The organism is Bradyrhizobium sp. LMTR 3 (assembly GCF_001693485.1).
Classification (GTDB): domain Bacteria; phylum Pseudomonadota; class Alphaproteobacteria; order Rhizobiales; family Xanthobacteraceae; genus Bradyrhizobium.
Genome location: NZ_MAXC01000033.1, coordinates 244,534 through 261,134 on the forward strand (window position 1 = coordinate 244,534; position 16,601 = coordinate 261,134).

The 16,601-nt window shown below is 63.9% G+C and carries 13 protein-coding genes and 1 pseudogene; 4 read left to right on the forward strand and 10 right to left on the reverse strand.

Going from position 1 to position 16,601, the window contains the following annotated elements; genetic code table 11:
• Positions 1–9 precede the first annotated feature (9 nt).
• The 3 genes from LMTR3_RS21970 to LMTR3_RS21980 all read right to left on the reverse strand — a co-directional run bounded on the left by LMTR3_RS21970 (position 10) and on the right by LMTR3_RS21980 (position 4,122).
• Complete coding sequence (locus LMTR3_RS21970; protein WP_065747086.1) at positions 10–1,275, reverse strand: O-antigen ligase family protein; 1,266 nt, start codon at positions 1,273–1,275, stop codon at positions 10–12.
• Positions 1,276–1,334: 59 nt separating this feature from the next.
• Entirely contained in the window at positions 1,335–2,873 is a 1,539-nt protein-coding gene (locus LMTR3_RS21975; RefSeq protein WP_084029754.1) for an undecaprenyl-phosphate glucose phosphotransferase, read from the reverse strand.
• Between the two features lie 115 nt (positions 2,874–2,988).
• The gene (locus LMTR3_RS21980) at positions 2,989–4,122 is read right to left on the reverse strand and encodes a glycosyltransferase family 4 protein (protein ID WP_065747361.1); all 1,134 of its coding nucleotides are present in this window, start codon (positions 4,120–4,122) and stop codon (positions 2,989–2,991) included.
• A gap of 283 nt (positions 4,123–4,405) precedes the next feature.
• Between LMTR3_RS21980 and LMTR3_RS21985 the strand changes: the two genes are divergently transcribed.
• Entirely contained in the window at positions 4,406–6,676 is a 2,271-nt protein-coding gene (locus tag LMTR3_RS21985) for a GumC family protein (RefSeq protein WP_065747088.1), read from the forward strand.
• Between the two features lie 131 nt (positions 6,677–6,807).
• Here LMTR3_RS21985 and LMTR3_RS21990 read toward each other — a convergent pair whose 3' ends face one another.
• On the reverse strand, positions 6,808–7,998 hold the full coding sequence (locus LMTR3_RS21990; protein ID WP_065747089.1) for a GNAT family N-acetyltransferase: 1,191 nt from the start codon (positions 7,996–7,998) through the stop codon (positions 6,808–6,810).
• Between the two features lie 128 nt (positions 7,999–8,126).
• Between LMTR3_RS21990 and LMTR3_RS21995 the strand changes: the two genes are divergently transcribed.
• Positions 8,127–9,179, forward strand: a complete 1,053-nt coding sequence (locus LMTR3_RS21995) for a polysaccharide deacetylase family protein (RefSeq protein WP_065747362.1) — start codon at positions 8,127–8,129, stop codon at positions 9,177–9,179.
• A 55-nt stretch (positions 9,180–9,234) separates the two neighbouring features.
• Here the strand turns inward: LMTR3_RS21995 and LMTR3_RS22000 are convergent, their stop codons facing one another.
• Complete coding sequence (locus LMTR3_RS22000; protein ID WP_057844248.1) at positions 9,235–9,447, reverse strand: DUF2842 domain-containing protein; 213 nt, start codon at positions 9,445–9,447, stop codon at positions 9,235–9,237.
• Between the two features lie 117 nt (positions 9,448–9,564).
• Between LMTR3_RS22000 and LMTR3_RS22005 the strand changes: the two genes are divergently transcribed.
• Both LMTR3_RS22005 and LMTR3_RS22010 read left to right on the forward strand, forming a co-directional pair.
• Entirely contained in the window at positions 9,565–10,656 is a 1,092-nt protein-coding gene (locus LMTR3_RS22005; RefSeq protein WP_065747363.1) for a COX15/CtaA family protein, read from the forward strand.
• A gap of 150 nt (positions 10,657–10,806) precedes the next feature.
• Positions 10,807–11,622: pseudogene (locus tag LMTR3_RS22010) on the forward strand (FTR1 family iron permease); the annotation flags it as partial.
• A gap of 10 nt (positions 11,623–11,632) precedes the next feature.
• Here LMTR3_RS22010 and nadC read toward each other — a convergent pair.
• From nadC to LMTR3_RS22035, 5 genes are read right to left on the reverse strand one after another with little or no spacing between them, the layout of a single operon-like run.
• Entirely contained in the window at positions 11,633–12,502 is an 870-nt protein-coding gene (gene nadC, locus LMTR3_RS22015) for a carboxylating nicotinate-nucleotide diphosphorylase (protein WP_065747091.1), read from the reverse strand.
• Entirely contained in the window at positions 12,499–14,052 is a 1,554-nt protein-coding gene (locus tag LMTR3_RS22020) for an L-aspartate oxidase (RefSeq protein ID WP_065747092.1), read from the reverse strand. Before LMTR3_RS22020 ends, nadC begins: the two co-directional genes overlap by 4 nt.
• Entirely contained in the window at positions 14,049–15,035 is a 987-nt protein-coding gene (gene nadA, locus LMTR3_RS22025; protein ID WP_065747093.1) for a quinolinate synthase NadA, read from the reverse strand. The genes LMTR3_RS22020 and nadA overlap by 4 nt, the downstream gene beginning before the upstream one ends.
• A gap of 54 nt (positions 15,036–15,089) precedes the next feature.
• Positions 15,090–16,034 (reverse strand): NUDIX hydrolase, encoded by a 945-nt coding sequence (locus LMTR3_RS22030; protein WP_502686663.1) that lies wholly within the window; start codon positions 16,032–16,034, stop codon positions 15,090–15,092.
• Positions 16,035–16,078: 44 nt separating this feature from the next.
• Complete coding sequence (locus tag LMTR3_RS22035) at positions 16,079–16,504, reverse strand: hypothetical protein (protein ID WP_065747095.1); 426 nt, start codon at positions 16,502–16,504, stop codon at positions 16,079–16,081.
• Between the last annotated feature and the right edge of the window lie 97 nt (positions 16,505–16,601).

Here is a 16,601-nt window from a genome sequence, read left to right on the forward strand (position 1 = left end):
TTGCCCACCCTACACGCTACGCTCCCGCGCCTGTGCCGGATCATTACCCGCCTTCCAGCGTTCGGCGGCGACGAACATGCCCCACATCGTTCCCAGCATCATCCAGAAGTGCCGCCAATGGTCGGTATCGATGATGAAGCTCTCGCCGACCGTGCCGAGGAAGGCCGCGAAGATTGCCAGATAAGCCGGCTGCCAGGGCACGCGGACGAAGACATAGCGGAAGCCCGTCAGAACCGTGACGAAGACCAATGCCGGATAGCAGACGCCGGAGAGCCAACCGCCCGACATGAACGCGTTCAGGTACGAATTGTGGGTGTCTTCCGGGAAGTAGCGGGTGAACTGTAGCGGACCGATGCCGAATGGCAGGCCCAACGCCATTTCTGCGCCGAGGATGTGCCGGCCGAACCGGCCGAAGCGGCCTTCGTCGTAGCTCTGGTCAAGGCTGGCGCGCTCCTTGAATAGCTGCGCAATCGAATCGAAGGACAGAAGCACCGCGACCAGGGCGGCGGCCAGCACTACGGTAACCAGCGCCATCACGATGATGCGCGAGCGCTGCGACTGCGAGCGGCTGGTCAGCACCATCAATGCCAGCACGAAGCCCGAGGTGATGATAAGCATACCCCACGCAGCGCGTGAGAACGCCAGGAGAATCGCCAACGATATGATGCCAAACACGATCGCGCTGCGGAACGCCTTGCCGAATTTGTCCGTGACCACGCTTTGCAGCACGAGTAGCGCCGGCAGGACCAGGAACGCGCCAAACACGTTCGGGTCCTTGAAGGTACCGCGGGCGCGGTCGTACAGCGTCAGCAGGTCGCGCCCGCCGGGGACGAGATTGAAGTAACCCGCGATGCCGGCTAGCGCCGCAATCATCGCGCCGACGATGAGGCCGCGCCGGAGCATGTCGAGCCGCGCCGCGGTATCCTCGGAGATCACCATCGCGAACAAGATGACCGTGATCGCCATGTACCAGGAGGTCGCAATCCAGCTCGGCACATTGGGCCGATCCATTACGGCGACCGCACTGATGCTGTAGCCGAGGTTGAGCAGGAACAAGAGCAACAGCAGCGGCATGAACACCAGCCGCATCCGTGCGCCCGTTGCGAAGAAAATCACCGAGGCGGCAAGCGTCGCCAGCTCATAGGGGCTCGGCTCGATGAAGACGATGGCGATCGACGCACCCACCAGCCAAACCAGAGCGCGCTGCAGCGCGAGCACGCCGGGCGCGGCCGTTATCGATGGGAGCGATTCCCCGGCTGTCGCCGCATACGCCATTACACACTCACGCAACTCAACTAACTTCGGCGCCACTTCCGCGTTGGCGTCTCCTCAACTCAATACGCGTTCTCGCTCTTGGTCATCAGCGCGATCGGCGTCTTGAGCAAGATGTAGAGATCGAACAGCACCGACCAGTTCTCGATGTAATACAGGTCGAACTCGACGCGCTTCTGGATCTTCTCGTCGGTGTCGACTTCGCCGCGCCAGCCGTTGATCTGAGCCCAGCCGGTAATCCCCGGCTTGACGCGGTGGCGCGCGAAATAGCCATCAACGGCTTCGTCGAACAGGCGGCTTTGCAACTTGCCTTGCACGGCGTGTGGGCGCGGCCCGACCAGGGACAAATTGCTCTTGAACACGACGTTAAAGAGCTGCGGCAGTTCGTCGAGGCTGGTCTTGCGGATGAAGCGCCCGACGCGGGTGACGCGCGGGTCATTCTTGGTCACGACCTTGGAGGCGGTCGGATCGGCCTGATGGTGGTACATCGAGCGAAACTTGAAGACGTCGATGCGCTCATTGTTGAAGCCGAAACGCTTCTGGCGGAACAGTATCGGCCCCGGGCTATCGAGCTTCACCGCGAGCGCAACCAGCCCCATCACCGGTAGCGCCAGCAGCAGGATCACGAATCCGACGACGTGGTCGAACAGCCACTTCATCACGAGGTCCCAGTCGGTGATCGGCGCCTCGAACACGTCGAGGGTAGGCACCTCGCCGAGATAGGAATAGGAGCGGGGACGAAAGCGCAGCTTGTTGGTATGGGCCGAAAGGCGGATATCGACCGGAAGCACCCACAGCTTCTTCAACATATCGAGAATGCGGGTCTCGGCCGAAATCGGCAGTGCGAACAGCACGAGGTCGATGCGGGTGCGGCGCGCAAACTCGACGATGTCGTCGACCTTGCCGAGCTTGGGACTGCCGGCGCAGGTGTCCATCGCGCGGTCGTCGTTGCGGTCGTCGAAAACGCCGAGCACATGGATGTCGGAATCATCCTGCGTCTTGAGCGCTTGGACGAGTTCCTCGCCGTTCTCGTCGGCGCCCACGATGATGGTGCGGCGATCGAGCCGGCCCTGGCGGGCCCAGCGGCGCACCAGCGAGCGCAGGAGCACGCGCTCCGTGACCAGCGCCGCGAGGCCGCTCACGAAAAACGCCGCAAGCCACAGCCGCGAAATCTCGCTGCCGAGCTTCACGATGAAGGATGCGCCGATGAACAGCAGGAACACGAATGCCCAGGATGAAATCATCCGCGTCATCTGGCGAAGATGGCCACGAAATAACTGTACCTGATAAATATCGGCGGCCTGGAAGCAGATCACGGCCGTTGCCGCCACGCCGAAGATCGCCGCAAGAAATTCCCAGGAAAAGCCGCTGAGAGGTACGACATAACCAAAATAGAGCGCAGTACCGATCGCGCTTAACATCGCGAAATCGATCACGCGAACCACGCCTGCGATCACGATCGGCGAATAGGCGCGGCCAACTTTCTGATGGGTGACGGTGAGCGCTGCCGGAGATAGCCTGCGGCGCCGTTCGATCGGCGGACGATCGGCGCTGGCGGTCGCCGCGGCATCGAGCATCGAGCGTGCGTTAATCGATTCCACTGGTCCACGTCCGTTCTTGAGCGGGCACACAGCAACGTGCCCGCTGGTGCGGAATTCCCCACACCACGGGCTTACGGGACAAATCGGAAGAAACAGTTACGCTGGTAATTTTCGGTTAACGATTGGCAAACGCCTCGCGGTAGCCGGCAACAACGCCCTCGACCATCGCCTTCTGCGAAAAATGCTGGAAGATTCGTTCGCGCAGCGATTTGGCTCGCTCCTTTGTCGCGGCCGGATCCTTCAGCGCAGCTTCGATGGCATCGGCCATGGCGGCTGCGTTGCTCGGCGCGAACAAGGCGTCGCCATGCGAGCCGAAAATCTCGGGGATGCCGCCGACATTGGCGGCGAGCATCGGAATGCCGGCGGCCGCCGCCTCGATCACGACGTAGGGCATCGAGTCTCCGCGGGAGGGAACCACCAGCAGCGAGCCCTTGGAGAAGCCGTAACGCGCCTTGACGTGGCCGATGAAGCGCACGGCCTCACCGAGGCCGAGCCGCGCGACCTGGGCTTTGAGGCCTTCGCCTTCCTCGCCGTCGCCTGCGAGCGTCAGCGTCACCGGACGGCCGTCGACGCGCAGCCGCGCTACCGCATCGATCAGAAGGTCGGCGCCCTTGATGTGTCGGAACTCGCCGACATAGATCAGGTCGGTGGCGTCCTCCGCCTTGATGACGGGGTCGAATTCACTGGCGGTGACGCCGTTGAACACGCATCGCACCAGTCCCGTCGGCGTGCCGATGGTGCGTTGGTAGGTGTTGCGAGCAAACGCGCTTTCGAACAGGAACAGGTCGGTATCGTTCATCAGCGCGCGTTCGACACGGGCATAGATGTTGCCCTTCAGCGTCGACAGCGGATAGTGCAGCGAGCCGCCGTGCGGAGTGTAGACCCTGACCCTGTCGCGGGAAGCGGTCCTTAAACGCATGAAGGCGCCGGCCTTGGCGCCATGACCGTGCAGCACGTCCGGCTTCAATTGGCGGATCATGCGCTGGAACCGGGCCCACACCAGAAGATCGGACGGCAGCGGCTCGCGGCGAATGGCGGTGCGGTGAACGCCGAGCTCGAGGCGCGGGGCGATTTCCGCCAGCGCCTGCTCGGCGCGTTCGCCGCCGGTGAGGCTATCGGCGATGATGCCGACGTGATGGCCGCGATCGACCTGGCCGTTGGCGAGATCGAGGATGTGGCGGAAGATGCCGCCGACCGGCGCGCGCGTTGCGTGCAGGATACGAAGCGGCTGACCGTCAACGACAGGCATCGAGACCGCCTTCAGATGCGACCGGAACCTGCGCAGCCCGGACCAGGCAGCCCGCAAGCGTCAGCGCAGCAATCAGATATCGAATAGGGGCGAGCACGCCTCGCATTACAGGTATCCTGAAAAGTATTCCGCGATTAAGGGCTTTGATGGTTAACAAAAAATGACTGCGCGCGCGAGGTTCTGCTCGGGCGCGCAGACGAGGCAAATTAACCCAGCAGCAACCATAATGAAGTGTAATCGCCTTGATCGAGTGGACCGATAGTTGCGTCCGCGGGAGTGTGCGATGCGTTTGGCGTTCTGGCGTGCAGGCAAGGACAAGCCGGTGGTGCAGCGGGCAATGGCAAGGCCTGTGTCTTCGGCGCCGAAGACCGTCACCGCATCCGATTCCGGCGATCTCGATCTGCATGCGCTTGGTCAGGCGTTGATGCGCAGGCGGACCTGGATCATCGTTCCGACAGTGCTGGCGCTGGTGCTGTCGCTGGCCGCGGTCAACATGATCACGCCGCGCTACAAGTCGGAAGCGCGCATCCTGGTCGATGGGCGCGAGAACGTTTTCCTGCGGCCGAACGGCGAGCGCAACGAGGAGCGCAGTGCGCTCGACGCCGAGGCCGTCACTAGCCAGGTGCAGTTGGTGCAATCGCGCGATCTGGCCCGCGAGATCATCAAAAAGAACAAGCTAGCCGAGCGTCCCGAATTCGATCCGGTGCTTCAGGGGCTCTCGCCGCTGAAATCGCTGCTGGCACTGGTCGGCATCGGGCGCGATCCGTTTTCGTTGACGCCGGAAGAGCGCGTGCTGGAAGCCTATTATGAGCGCTTCACGGCCTATGCGGTCGACAAGTCGCGGGTCATCGTGGTTGAATTCCAGTCGCGCGATCCCGAGTTGGCCGCGCGCGTCGCCAACTCGATCGCGGAAGGCTATCTGGTGCTGCAGCAGGACGCCCGGCAGCAGCAAGCGAAGTCTGCCAGCCAGTGGCTCTCGGGTGAAATAGAACACTTGCGCAAGCGCGTGGCCGAGGCCGAATCGCGGGTCGAGGATTTCCGCTCCAAGTCGAGCCTGTTCGTAGGCACCAACAACACCACGCTGTCCAACCAGCAGATGGGCGAGATCAACACGCAGTTGAACAACGCCCGCGCGCTGAAGTCGGATGCCGAATCCAAGGCGCGGCTGATCAAGGAGATGCTTCAGAGCGGCAAGCCGATCGAGGCTTCCGAGGTGCTCAATTCCGAACTGGTGCGCCGGCTGTCCGAGCAGCGCGTGACACTGCGCGCGCAGCTCGCCGAGCAATCCTCGACGCTGCTCGGCGGTCATCCCCGCATCAAGGAATTGAAGGCCCAGCTTGCCGATCTCGATCGGCAGTTGCGCGAGGAGGCGGGCAAGGTGTCTCGCTCGCTGGAAAACGATGCCCGCATCGCCGGCGGCCGGGTCGAAGGCCTGACGGCGAGCCTCGATCAATTGAAAAAACAGGCTTCTTCGACCAACGGCCAGGACGTGCAGCTCCGCGCCCTCGAGCGCGAGGCCAAGGCCCAGCGGGACCTCTTGGAATCCTATCTCGCCAAGTACCGCGAGGCGAACACCCGCGAGAATATCGAGGCGGCGCCGGCCGATGGTCGTATCATCTCCCGCGCTACTGTCTCCAACACCCCGGCCTATCCGAAGAAGCTGCCGATCGTCTTGATCGCGACGCTGGCGACCCTGCTGCTCACTTCGGGCGCGATCGCGACCGGTGAATTGCTACGCATGACCGCCCCTCGGGCACTCGGTGCGGCTTCGTCAGAAGTTATGCGTGAAATTGCGCCAGAGATCGTCCTGGCTTCTGCGCCGGAACCGGTGCGTCCGCCGGCGAACGCGCCCGAGCTTCCTGTGGCGAACCTCGCTGAAGCGGATCACGTTTCAGAGCCAACGCTGAATGAGCCGCATGCCGACGCCCCGCGCATGGATGCTGCGGCGGGGGACAGCGAGATCGAGCAACTGGCTGATGAGCTGGTTGGCGTAGCCGCTGCAGCGCGCAAGGTGGCCGTGCTCGGCACGGCATCGAGCGAGAGCATCACGCTGACCGCACTCACGCTGGCGCGGCTGATGGCGCAGCAGGCAAAGATCGTGGTGGTCGATCTCGTTGCATCCTCGCCGACGATGACGGCGGCGTCGGTCGATCCGGTGGCACCAGGGCTTGCCGAACTGATGCAGGGCGAGGCCTCGTTTGCGCAGATTATCACCAAGGACCGGCTGTCGCGCGTCCATCTCGTCAGCGCCGGACGCCCCGGCTTCGACCGTGCGCAGCTTCAATCGCCGCGGCTGACGCTTGCGATCGACGCGCTGCTGCGGGTCTACGATCATGTGCTGCTGGATGCCGGCACCGCGTCCGATCTGCCGGCCGAACTCCTGACGTCGCAGGCGCGCGCGGTCGTGGTGCCCGAAGCATCGATGGCTCAGGATGCGCGCGCGCTGATGTGCGATCAGCTCAAGGCGGTCGGCTTCCTTGAGGTGACGATGCTGAGCAAACCGTGCGAGTCGTCGGACGCCGTCGAAGCCGGCCTGCGCGTCGTAGCGGCTTGAACGAATTCGCAGGGTGGGCAAAGGCGCGTCAGCGCCGTGCCCACCGTTTCACGACGTCATCTTGAATGGTGGGCACTTGGATGGTGGGCACGCTTCGCTTTGCCCACCCTACAGTCCTACGATGATAACATCTAGCTGAACGCGCTGCGCAGCTTTTGCGCCATCTCCAGCAGCGCCGGATTGTGCTTCACCAGCCGCTTGGTGCGGTTGAGGCCCGACATGATGCCGGCTGCAAGCTTGCCGCGCTGGCTGAGCGGGATGAAGCTGTCGAAGATTGGCTCGTCGCTCTTGCAGAACAGCCGCTTGTAGTCGTCCGATCCGATTCCGAGGTCGAGTGCGCGGTAACCCTGTGCGGCATAGTGATCGATGATGTCGCGCATCAGGATCAGGCCGGGGCTGTACTTTGAATTCGCCGACATCGTGTAGGTGTTGAACATCATCGAGAACCGATGCCCGTCGGCGACGCCGGCAAAGATCGCGATCACTTCCTCGTCGCATTCCAGCGCGTGGATGTCGATGGCGTGCCTGCCGCCGCCGAGCGGCGCGGCGCAGGCGCTGCGGACGAATTCCTCGATGCCGGGATCGGCGAACACATTCGGGAGCTTCTGCTCGGCCATCCGCAGCGGCTTGACGCGGAAGAACCAGTCGAGCAGCCGGGTGATGTCGGCCTCTGACGACGCAATATGGCTGCGATAGCCGGGCAGGGACTGCAGCTTGCGTTCCTTGCCCTTGAGGCGGCGCCGGAACGAGTTGCTGATCAGCGCGGGGGGAGCGGCGCCAGGCTCGATCGCCAATAGCGGGCAATCATTGGCCGACGGCTGATGCGGCAGCAAGGCGAACGGATTAGGTAGATCGCGCCAGCGAACCGGTTGCTGGTGCAGCGCGAGGACGTCGGCTTCCGACCGCTGCGATATCGCCGAGATCAGGCTTTCGAGATCAGCTTGCGTTACGCTTGCGGCGAAATCGCGGTCGAACAGCGCCATGTTGAAGGTGGAATGCTTGCCGCCCATGAAACTGGCGCAGCGCGCGCCATAAGCGTGCCTGAGCGCGAGCGGAAGCAGCGCCAGCGGACGGCGTTCCGCGTCGTAGGCAATCACGATGAAGGGAACGAGGCCTTCGCGCGCGCCGACCTGCCGCTGCCAGGAGCTGAGGAAGTCGAAGCGCTGATACGGCGTGAAGAAGGTTTGCGCGCCTTCCAGATTGCGCCAGACGCCTTCCGCCGCGGCGAGGTCGTGGACGATGTCGATCCCGGCGATGCGGCTCGCCTTCGACCACCCATCTGCATCCGCCGTCCGGTCTTCGATCGCGGCAGCCATGGTCATCGCAGAGCCCGTGTTATATGAATTTGTTTACAATTTCGGCTTTGGCCGACCTTCGCAGGGAAATGTCAACAAAGGGTAATACGATGCGGGCGCGACGGGCAGCGCGACCGCATGCTGAGGGCGGTACGTTGGCGTCGGATTTCGGAATTTTGCGGCGGGCCTGGATGGAGCTCGCCTATTTCAGCGGCTACTTCAGGCTGAAGCAGCGGCGGAGCGGTGGCGCCGGCGTCATTTTGCGGTTCGAGCGCGTGCGTCCGTGCGATTCCCGCACCTTTCAGCCCAACCGGTGGCGTGAAATCACGCCGCAATTTCTCGACCGGACGATCCGTGCACTAAAGCGCTGGAACTTCGACCTGATCACGATGGACGAGGTGTGCCGGCGGGCGGTCACGCTGCCAAGGTCGAACCGGTTTGCCTGCCTGACCTTCGACGGCGGCTGCAAGGATGTCATCACGGAGGCCTATCCGGTGTTGTCAAAGCACGGCGTGCCCTTCACCGTCTACCTGCCCACCGCGTTTCCGGATGGGCTCGGCGAAGCCTGGTGGCTGGCGCTGGAAGAGATGATCGCGCGCGAGGATCGCATCAGCCTGGTGATCGACCGCAGGGAGCGGCGTTTCGCAACGGGCAGCACGTCCGAGAAGCATGACACGTTCGAATTTCTGGCGAGCTGGATGCGGATGCTGCCGCCGCCGGATCTTTCGTTCGCGATCCACGACCTCTGCACGCGCTACTCCGTCGATCTCGCGGCGCTGTCGCGCGCGGCCTCACTGGATTGGGACGATCTGGCCAAGCTCGCCTCCGATCCGTTGGTGACGATCGGCAGCGCAACGGTGAACTATTCCGCACTGTCCAACCTGAAAGGGACGGACGCGCAGCGCGAAATGACGATGGGCAAGGCGGTTGCGGAGACCGCCTTGCGCCAGCCCGTCAGGCATTTCGCCTATCCGTTCGGCGACCGGCAATCCTGGCGCCGGGAGCATGTCGTGATGGCGCAGGAGGCAGGTTTCGCCAGCGCCGTATCGACGATTCCAGGCGTCGTCGAGGCCAAAGGATACACGAATCTGCATGCATTGCCGCGGATCGCCTGGGACGGGCGGCAGGGTTCGTTGCGCACGATGCGGGTGTTGCTGTCGGGGATGATGTTTCCCGCGGTCAGGCCGACCCGGGACAACTGGGTCTAGAGCATGATCCGGAAAAGTGGGTACCGGTTTTCCGAAAAGATCATGCTCAAAATTACTAAGCGGCGCGATCGGGCCGCGACATCCAGCTCACGATCGGCATCGCCGGCAGCACCCATCCAAGCCCGGCCACGACATAGAAGATCGCCTGCAGCAGGCCTGAACTGGCCAGCCACGGCGTCTGGGCGATGGTCATGCCCAACAGCGACCACACCACGACCAGCACGAGCAAAGCGAGGGTTCCGAAGAATTTGCGGGTGCGTATCGTCATGGCGGATATATCAGGCTCGTGGCGGGTTGCGCGCGGGAAGGGGCGGACTATAAGGGGCGCGCCAATTCAATCAAGCGCGCCTTCGAGGCGAGCCAGGACGGATTTCAAGACGGGTTTATGACCTCTAGTTCCGCACAGCAGGCCCCACATGCCGGCGCCATCAGGTGGTGGCTGATCGTGGTTGCCACGCTGATTGCGGTCATGGTGCTGGTCGGCGGCGCCACGCGCTTGACGGAATCCGGATTGTCGATCGTGGAGTGGAAGCCGGTTACCGGCACGCTGCCGCCGCTCAACGAGGCGCAATGGGCGCAGGCGTTCGAGGGCTACAAGGCCATTCCGCAATACCGCGAACTCAACGCCGGCATGAGCCTTGCCGAGTTCAAGACCATCTTCTGGTGGGAATGGAGCCATCGCCTGCTCGGGCGCGTGATCGGTGCGGTCTATCTGCTGCCGTTCCTGTACTTTCTGTGGCGTGGCGCGTTCAGCGCTGAATTGAAAAAGCGGTTGTGGCTGATCTTCGGCCTCGGCGCGCTGCAGGGCGCGGTCGGCTGGTGGATGGTCGCCTCTGGTCTCTCGCAGCGGACGGAGGTGTCCCAGTATCGTCTGGCGACGCATCTGGTGCTGGCGCTGATCATCTTTGCGTCGATCATCTGGACGCTAAGGCGGATGAGCGCACGTCCGCAGCCTGTGGCGGCGCCACGACTGAAGATAACCGCTGTGGCCTTGCTGGGATTGACTTTCTTGCAGCTCTATTTCGGCGCGCTGGTCGCGGGCCTGCGCGCGGGACGGGTGTACAACACCTGGCCCGAGATCGATGGCGCCTTCATTCCATCAGCGGCGCGGCTGTTCTTCGAGGAGCCGTGGTGGCGCAACTTGTTCGACAACACGCTCACTGTGCAGTTCGAACACCGCATGACCGCCTACGCGCTGTTGGCGCTGGCGGTCCTTCATGCGGTCGATAGCGTGCGGTCACGGGCCGGTGTTGCCGTGGTCGGCGGGGCCTGGTCTCTGGCGGCGGCGATCGCGCTGCAGGCCGGGCTCGGCATTCTGACGCTGCTGCATCAGGTGCCGATCGATCTCGCGCTGGCGCATCAGGCCGTTGCGATCGTGGTCCTGACGCTGGCGGTTTTGCAGACAGAGCGTCTGGTTGCGCGGCGCACCGAGCGCGACCAGCAGAAGCTGGTGATGCCGCTCGGGCAGCCTGGCTGAAATTGAGCAATTCTAATCTGCTGTCATTGCCGGAAGTGCCCGAATTGCAGGGGTTTCTTGCTACGCAAAGGCCTTGATGCATTTGGGTGGCGTGCGACCGCTTTACTTGAATCGTTTGGACGATAAAACGAGCCAAAACAAAGGTTCAGTTTCATGTCGTCAGCTTTCATCCAGGCCGCAATCATCCTGCTCCGCGAGGGGCTCGAAGCCATGCTGGTGATAGCGGCACTCGCGGGCTACCTGACCAAGGCCGGTGCCGCCCACCGCATTCAGGCGCTGTACGGCGGCGCGCTAGCCGCGGTCGGCGCCAGCTTGGTCGCCGCCTGGCTGTTTGCGGTGCTCAACTCCGGCGATCACAGCGATGTCCTCGAGGGCGTCATCATTCTCGTCGCCGCCGCCCTGATGCTCTATGTCAGCGGCTGGCTGATGGTGAAACAGGACCCGCGCGGCTGGCAGGATTATCTCGCGCATAAAGCCGACCGCGCGCTGTCGCAGGACACGGTGTGGGCGGTCGGCGCGCTGGCTTTCCTCGCGGTGTTCCGGGAGGGCGCCGAGACCGTGCTGTTCATCCATGCGCTGGCGAAGACCGAGGGCGGCTGGAGCGCTGGCCTGTTCGCCGGCCTTGCCGCCGCGACGGTGGGCCTCGCCGTGCTGTTCTATTTCATCAACCTGATTGCGCGAAAGCTTCCGCTGCGGCCGCTGTTCATCGTCACCTCGGCGTTCCTGTTCGTGATGGCGATCAAGTTCATCGGTGAGGCGGTGCAGGAGTTCCAGGAACAGGCGATCATCACGGTAACCGAGGTGAAGGGCTCGGCGTTTCTGACCGCGATCGGCCTGAATCCTTCCATGGAAGCGCTGTCGATCCAGGGCCTCGTGATCCTGTTTGCGCTGGCGAGCTATTCGGTGGTCCAGCGCAACAACCGCCTGATGCGCGAGGACAAAGCCGCTATGCGCGCGGCCGAGTAATTCATCGCAACTACGCTGCCTGCCGATTGAGTCCGAGATAGTCGAGCCCGATATCCAGCGCGGCCGAGCTGTGGGTCAGCCAGCCGGCGGAAATCAGGTCGACACCGGTCGCGGCGATCGCTTTTGCCGTCTCGGCCGTAATGCGGCCGGAGGCTTCGGTGATCGCCCGACCGCCGGTCATCGCCACCGCCTGTCGCAGCTCCTCGACCGTCATGTTGTCGAGCAGGACGGCATCCACGCCGATCGCAAGGGCCTGTTCGAGTTGCGCCAGGGTGTCGACCTCGACCTCGATCTTGACGAGGTGGCCGGCATGCGCCTTTGCCCGCCCGATCGCGGTCCTGATATCGCCGGCCAATGCGATATGGTTGTCCTTGATCAGAATGGCGTCGTCGAGGCCAAAACGGTGATTGCTGCCACCGCCGGCGCGGACTGCGTATTTTTCCAGCGCGCGCAGCCCGGGCGTCGTCTTGCGGGTACAGACGATGCGCGCCTTGGTGCCTTGCGCGGCCGATACCAGGGAGGCCGTGGCGGTCGCGACGCCGCTGAGGTGGCAGAGAAAATTCAGCGCCGTCCGTTCGCCGGTCAATAGTCCGCGTGCCGGCCCCTCGATCGCGGCGATCACGTCTCCCGGCGCCACCACGCTGCCGTCAGGGTGTTCCGCCTCGAGTTGGATCGCAGGATTGACGAGCTGAAATGCACAGCGCGCGATGTCGAGCCCGGCCACCACGCCGGGCTGGCGTGCGCGCAGCACCAGCGAGGCGCGCTTGTCCGCCGGAACGATCGCATCTGCCGTGATGTCGCCGGCGCGGCCCAAGTCTTCGAGCAGGGCGGTTCGAACCAGCGGCTCGTACACGACAGGCAGAAGCGGGGTTGGTGTCACGGCTGGGCACTCCCAACAGACAGAGATCCGGCTGCAGCAATGTCGCGCGCGGCCTCGAGCGCGTCCGCAAGCGAGATGGATGAGGATATGGCCGAAGGCAGGACATCGGGGAAGTCGGTGCGAAAATGCCCGCCGCGGCTTTCCTCGCGCCGCCAGGCGGCGACCGCGATCATCAATCCCACCAGCGCGGGATCGGCTGCCGCACTTCTGCCGTTGACGAGCGGATAGAGGCTGCGGATCGCGCGCTCGATGCCGTGCCGGTCGCGGAGCACGCCAAGGCCCTGCGACAGGATCGGCCGTATGGCCGAAGGATCGGACGCGGGCGCAGGTGCGCTGGCCACGCGCGCTTTCAGCGGGCCGTGGCTCGCGCCCGTGACGCTCTCTGCAACCCATTGCGCACAGACGATGGCTTCCATCAGCGAATTGCTGGCGAGCCGGTTGGCGCCATGGAGTCCGGTACGGCTGACCTCGCCGCAGGCCCAGAGGCCGTCCACGCTGCTGCGGCCTTCGATGTCCACGGCGATACCGCCCATGTGGTAGTGCACCGCCGGCCTCACCGGAATCGGATCGACCGCGGGATCGATCCCGGCCATTTTGCAGAACGCGGAGATGACGGGATAGCGTTCTGCAAATTCCGCTCCCGGATGTTTGCGTGCGTCGAGGAAAACGTGATGCCCTTCCGCGCGGCGGCGCCAGACCGCGCGCGCGACAATGTCACGGGGCGCGAGTTCGGCACCTGGCTGATCCGCCATGAAGCGCTGCCCGGTATCGTCGATCAGGACGGCGCCGTCGCCGCGCACGGCCTCGGTCACGAGCGGCATCGGGCGCGACGGCCCGTCGAAGGCGGTCGGGTGAAACTGGATGAATTCGAGATCGGCGAGCCGCGCGCCCGCGCGCGCCGCCAAGTCAAGGCCTTGGCCGTAACAGCCGGCGGGGTTGGTACTGTCGAGGAACAGTCCGCCGATGCCGCCCGTCGCCAGCACGATGCGGGTCGTGTCGATCACCAGCGATCCCTGCGCGTTCACCGCGAGCACGCCCCTGATGGCGTGATCCTCGACGATCAGGCTGCGCGCCTCGACGCCCTCCAGCAGCGTGACCGACGGACAGCGGCGTACCGCTGCAATCAGCGCGCGCATGATCTCGCGGCCCGTGCCGTCGCCGGTCGCGTGCACGATCCGGTTGCGGCCGTGTACGGCCTCCAGGCCGAGCCGCCAGCCGCCATCGGGCCGACGATCGAAGGCAACGCCAAGCCGTGCGAGATGTTCGACGGCCGCAGGCGCCGCCTGAACGATCCGGTGAGCGACGGCTTCGTCGCACAGGTCGGCGCCAGCGGCGATCGTGTCGGCCAGGTGCAGGGCAGGGTCGTCATCCTCGCCCATCGCCGCCGCAAGCCCGCCCTGTGCCCACAGGCTCGAGGCTTCCGCGCCGAGCGGTGCCTTCGACAGCAACGCGACCGGCTCGGGCGCCATCTGAAGCGCCGTCATCAGTCCGGCGGCGCCGCCGCCGATGATGACGGGACGGTGGTTAAGCGCTGAAATCTTCGGGCTCATAGCGCCAACATCCTTTCCACCGCGCGACGGGCGGGCGCAGCGATCGCAGGATCGATCGTCACCTCGTCTCGGCCGGTTTCCAGCGCATGGCGGATATTCTTCAGTGTGATCCGCTTCATGTGCGGACAGAGATTGCAGGGCCGGATGAACTCCACGTCGGGATGGAGCACCGCGACGTTGTCGCTCATCGAGCATTCCGTCAGCAGCACGACGCGAGGCGGCCGCTGCTTGCCGACGTAATCCGACATCGCGGCCGTGGAGCCGGAGAAATCGGCTTCCGCCACCACTTCGGGCGGGCACTCCGGATGCGCCAGGATGGTCACATCAGGATGATTTTCGCGCAGTTGCCGGACGTCGGAGGCCGTGAAGAGCTCGTGCACCTCGCAATGGCCCTTCCATGCGATGATCTTCACGCTTGTCTGCGCGGCGATGTTCTGCGCCAGATATTCATCCGGCAGCATGATTACCCGCTCCACGCCGAGTGACTCCACGACCTTGAGCGCGTTGCCGGAGGTGCAGCAGATGTCGGATTCCGCCTTCACCGCGACCGAGGTGTTGACATAGGTGACGACGGGAACGCCGGGATAACGCTGGCGCATCAGCCGGACATCCTGCGCGGTGATGGAATCCGCCAGCGAACAGCCGGCTGCGAGGTCGGGGATCAGCACGGTCTTTTCCGGATTCAACAGCTTGGCCGTCTCGGCCATGAAGTGCACGCCGGCCAGCACGATGATGTCGGCATCAACTTTGGTGGCCTCGCGCGCCAGCAGCAGGCTGTCGCCGACGATGTCGGCTACACCGTGGAAGATTTCAGGTGTCTGATAGTTGTGCGCCAGGACGACGGCGTTGCGCTCGCGCTTGAGCGCCAGAATGGCGTCGACATCCTCGGCAAAGATGGCCCATTCAGGCGGCGGAATGACCCGTTTGACCCGATCGTAAAGCGGTGCGGTGCGGGCGAGCGCTGAGGAACTGAGATTGGCCATTTATACTCTCCATGAGTATATCCTGGCTTATCCTTATCCTGAGCATAATCGAAGTCAAGTGCGCGATAAGGGAAGTTTGGTTCCGGCGATCGCCCGCTCTGCCAGCACGCCGTGGCGGAATCTGAACAATTTGGCGGGACGGCCGACGGTGTCGGCGGCGATTGCGCCAGTTTCCTCAACGAGTTGCTGCTGCTCGATCAGGCGCCGAAAATTCTGCTTATGCAGCAGGCGGCCTGCAAGCGCCTCAACGCTGCGTTGCAGTTGCAGCAGGGTGAATTCGGCCGGCATCAGTTCGAACACCACGGGGCGGTATTTGATCTTGGCGCGCAGGCGCGCAATCCCGGTAGCAAGAATGCGGCGATGATCTCCGGTCATTGGCTTACCCGGAATGACGGTCGTGGCGGCTGCGCCGTCACGCACCGCTTCCGGGATCAAGCCTGCTTCATAGAGCAGCTCATAGCGCTGCAGCACCAGCTCCTCGTTCCATTCGCGATCGTCGAGGCCAAACGTGATGGCGGCGCGCTGCCAGCGTTGGCGCTGCAGGCCGGTGTTCTCAGCGGATTTCGCCCACGCCCGCAGCCGCGACGCCAACGTCTTCGCCAGTGAAGCGGGGAGGCCGGCCCGCTGATCCTCCCATGGGAAATATTCGTACCAGCCGGACCAGTGCGCCTCAAAACCCTGGCCGACCTTGTCTTCGCGAGTCAGGCCCAGATAGCTGATCGAGATCGAATGCGGCGACTTGGCATCTCCGGCGCGCCCACGATCGGCAAACGTGTAGAGCTGCTCGACATAGCCGAGCGGATGGCCGGTCTGTGCCTCGACCCAAGCCCGCAATCCCGTCTGCAGCGAACGGTGCGCGAATTCGAACGGGCCGCTCGGCAACGCGCCGTCGTTGGCGATGGTCATGATCTTGGGCTCGCCCTCGGTGACGGCGACGAGGACGGCGACCAGATCCGCCGTGATCGCGTTGGCAGAACCTGTTGCCCTGTCTTTCTTCAATGCCCCTGCCACCTCTGTTGTCCGTCTCCGTCTCTGATGCGCCGTTAGCAATATCCGTACACGCCGCAGGCATAGGGCAGGCGAGCCCAGTAGGGTGTATAGGGGCCGCCATAGTAGGGGCCGTCATAGCTGTAGGAATGGCTGGTTCCGTAATAGCCGGGCAGCGTCGACGACCCGGGCAGCAATGGCGTGCCCCTGATCAGCGGCACGTAGGGCACCACTCCCACCGGCCTGATCAGCACTTCGGGCTCTTCTTCCGCGACGACCACCAGTTGGCGGCCGCGCCGCACGTAGAGTGATGCGGCCGGGGCGACCGTGGTTCTGTAATTGTAATGGGCTCTGGGCAGGCCAGGCGGCAAATTGCTGGCGGCACGAACCGCGGCGCGCTTGGTGGCGGCGGGGCCGTCGGCGGCGACAGCGGTTCCGATCGCGAACGTTGCAATCAGCAATGACATCGTCCAGCGCAGCATGGTTGGCTCCGAATCACTCGGGGGCGGGTCACCGCGACTTTATGCCGGAATGACCGTTAACGAGAGGCTTGTGATGCTTTGGTGAATGCGTCATTCC

Coding starts and splice junctions, on each gene's coding strand:
- LMTR3_RS21970 (WP_065747086.1), bottom strand. CDS start 1,275: ATGGCGTATGCGGCGACAGCCGGGGAATCGCTCCCATCGATAACGGCC.
- LMTR3_RS21980 (WP_065747361.1), bottom strand. CDS start 4,122: ATGCCTGTCGTTGACGGTCAGCCGCTTCGTATCCTGCACGCAACGCGC.
- LMTR3_RS21985 (WP_065747088.1), top strand. CDS start 4,406: ATGCGTTTGGCGTTCTGGCGTGCAGGCAAGGACAAGCCGGTGGTGCAG.
- LMTR3_RS21990 (WP_065747089.1), bottom strand. CDS start 7,998: ATGACCATGGCTGCCGCGATCGAAGACCGGACGGCGGATGCAGATGGG.
- LMTR3_RS22000 (WP_057844248.1), bottom strand. CDS start 9,447: ATGACGATACGCACCCGCAAATTCTTCGGAACCCTCGCTTTGCTCGTG.
- LMTR3_RS22005 (WP_065747363.1), top strand. CDS start 9,565: ATGACCTCTAGTTCCGCACAGCAGGCCCCACATGCCGGCGCCATCAGG.
- LMTR3_RS22020 (WP_065747092.1), bottom strand. CDS start 14,052: ATGAGCCCGAAGATTTCAGCGCTTAACCACCGTCCCGTCATCATCGGC.
- nadA (WP_065747093.1), bottom strand. CDS start 15,035: ATGGCCAATCTCAGTTCCTCAGCGCTCGCCCGCACCGCACCGCTTTAC.
- LMTR3_RS22035 (WP_065747095.1), bottom strand. CDS start 16,504: ATGCTGCGCTGGACGATGTCATTGCTGATTGCAACGTTCGCGATCGGA.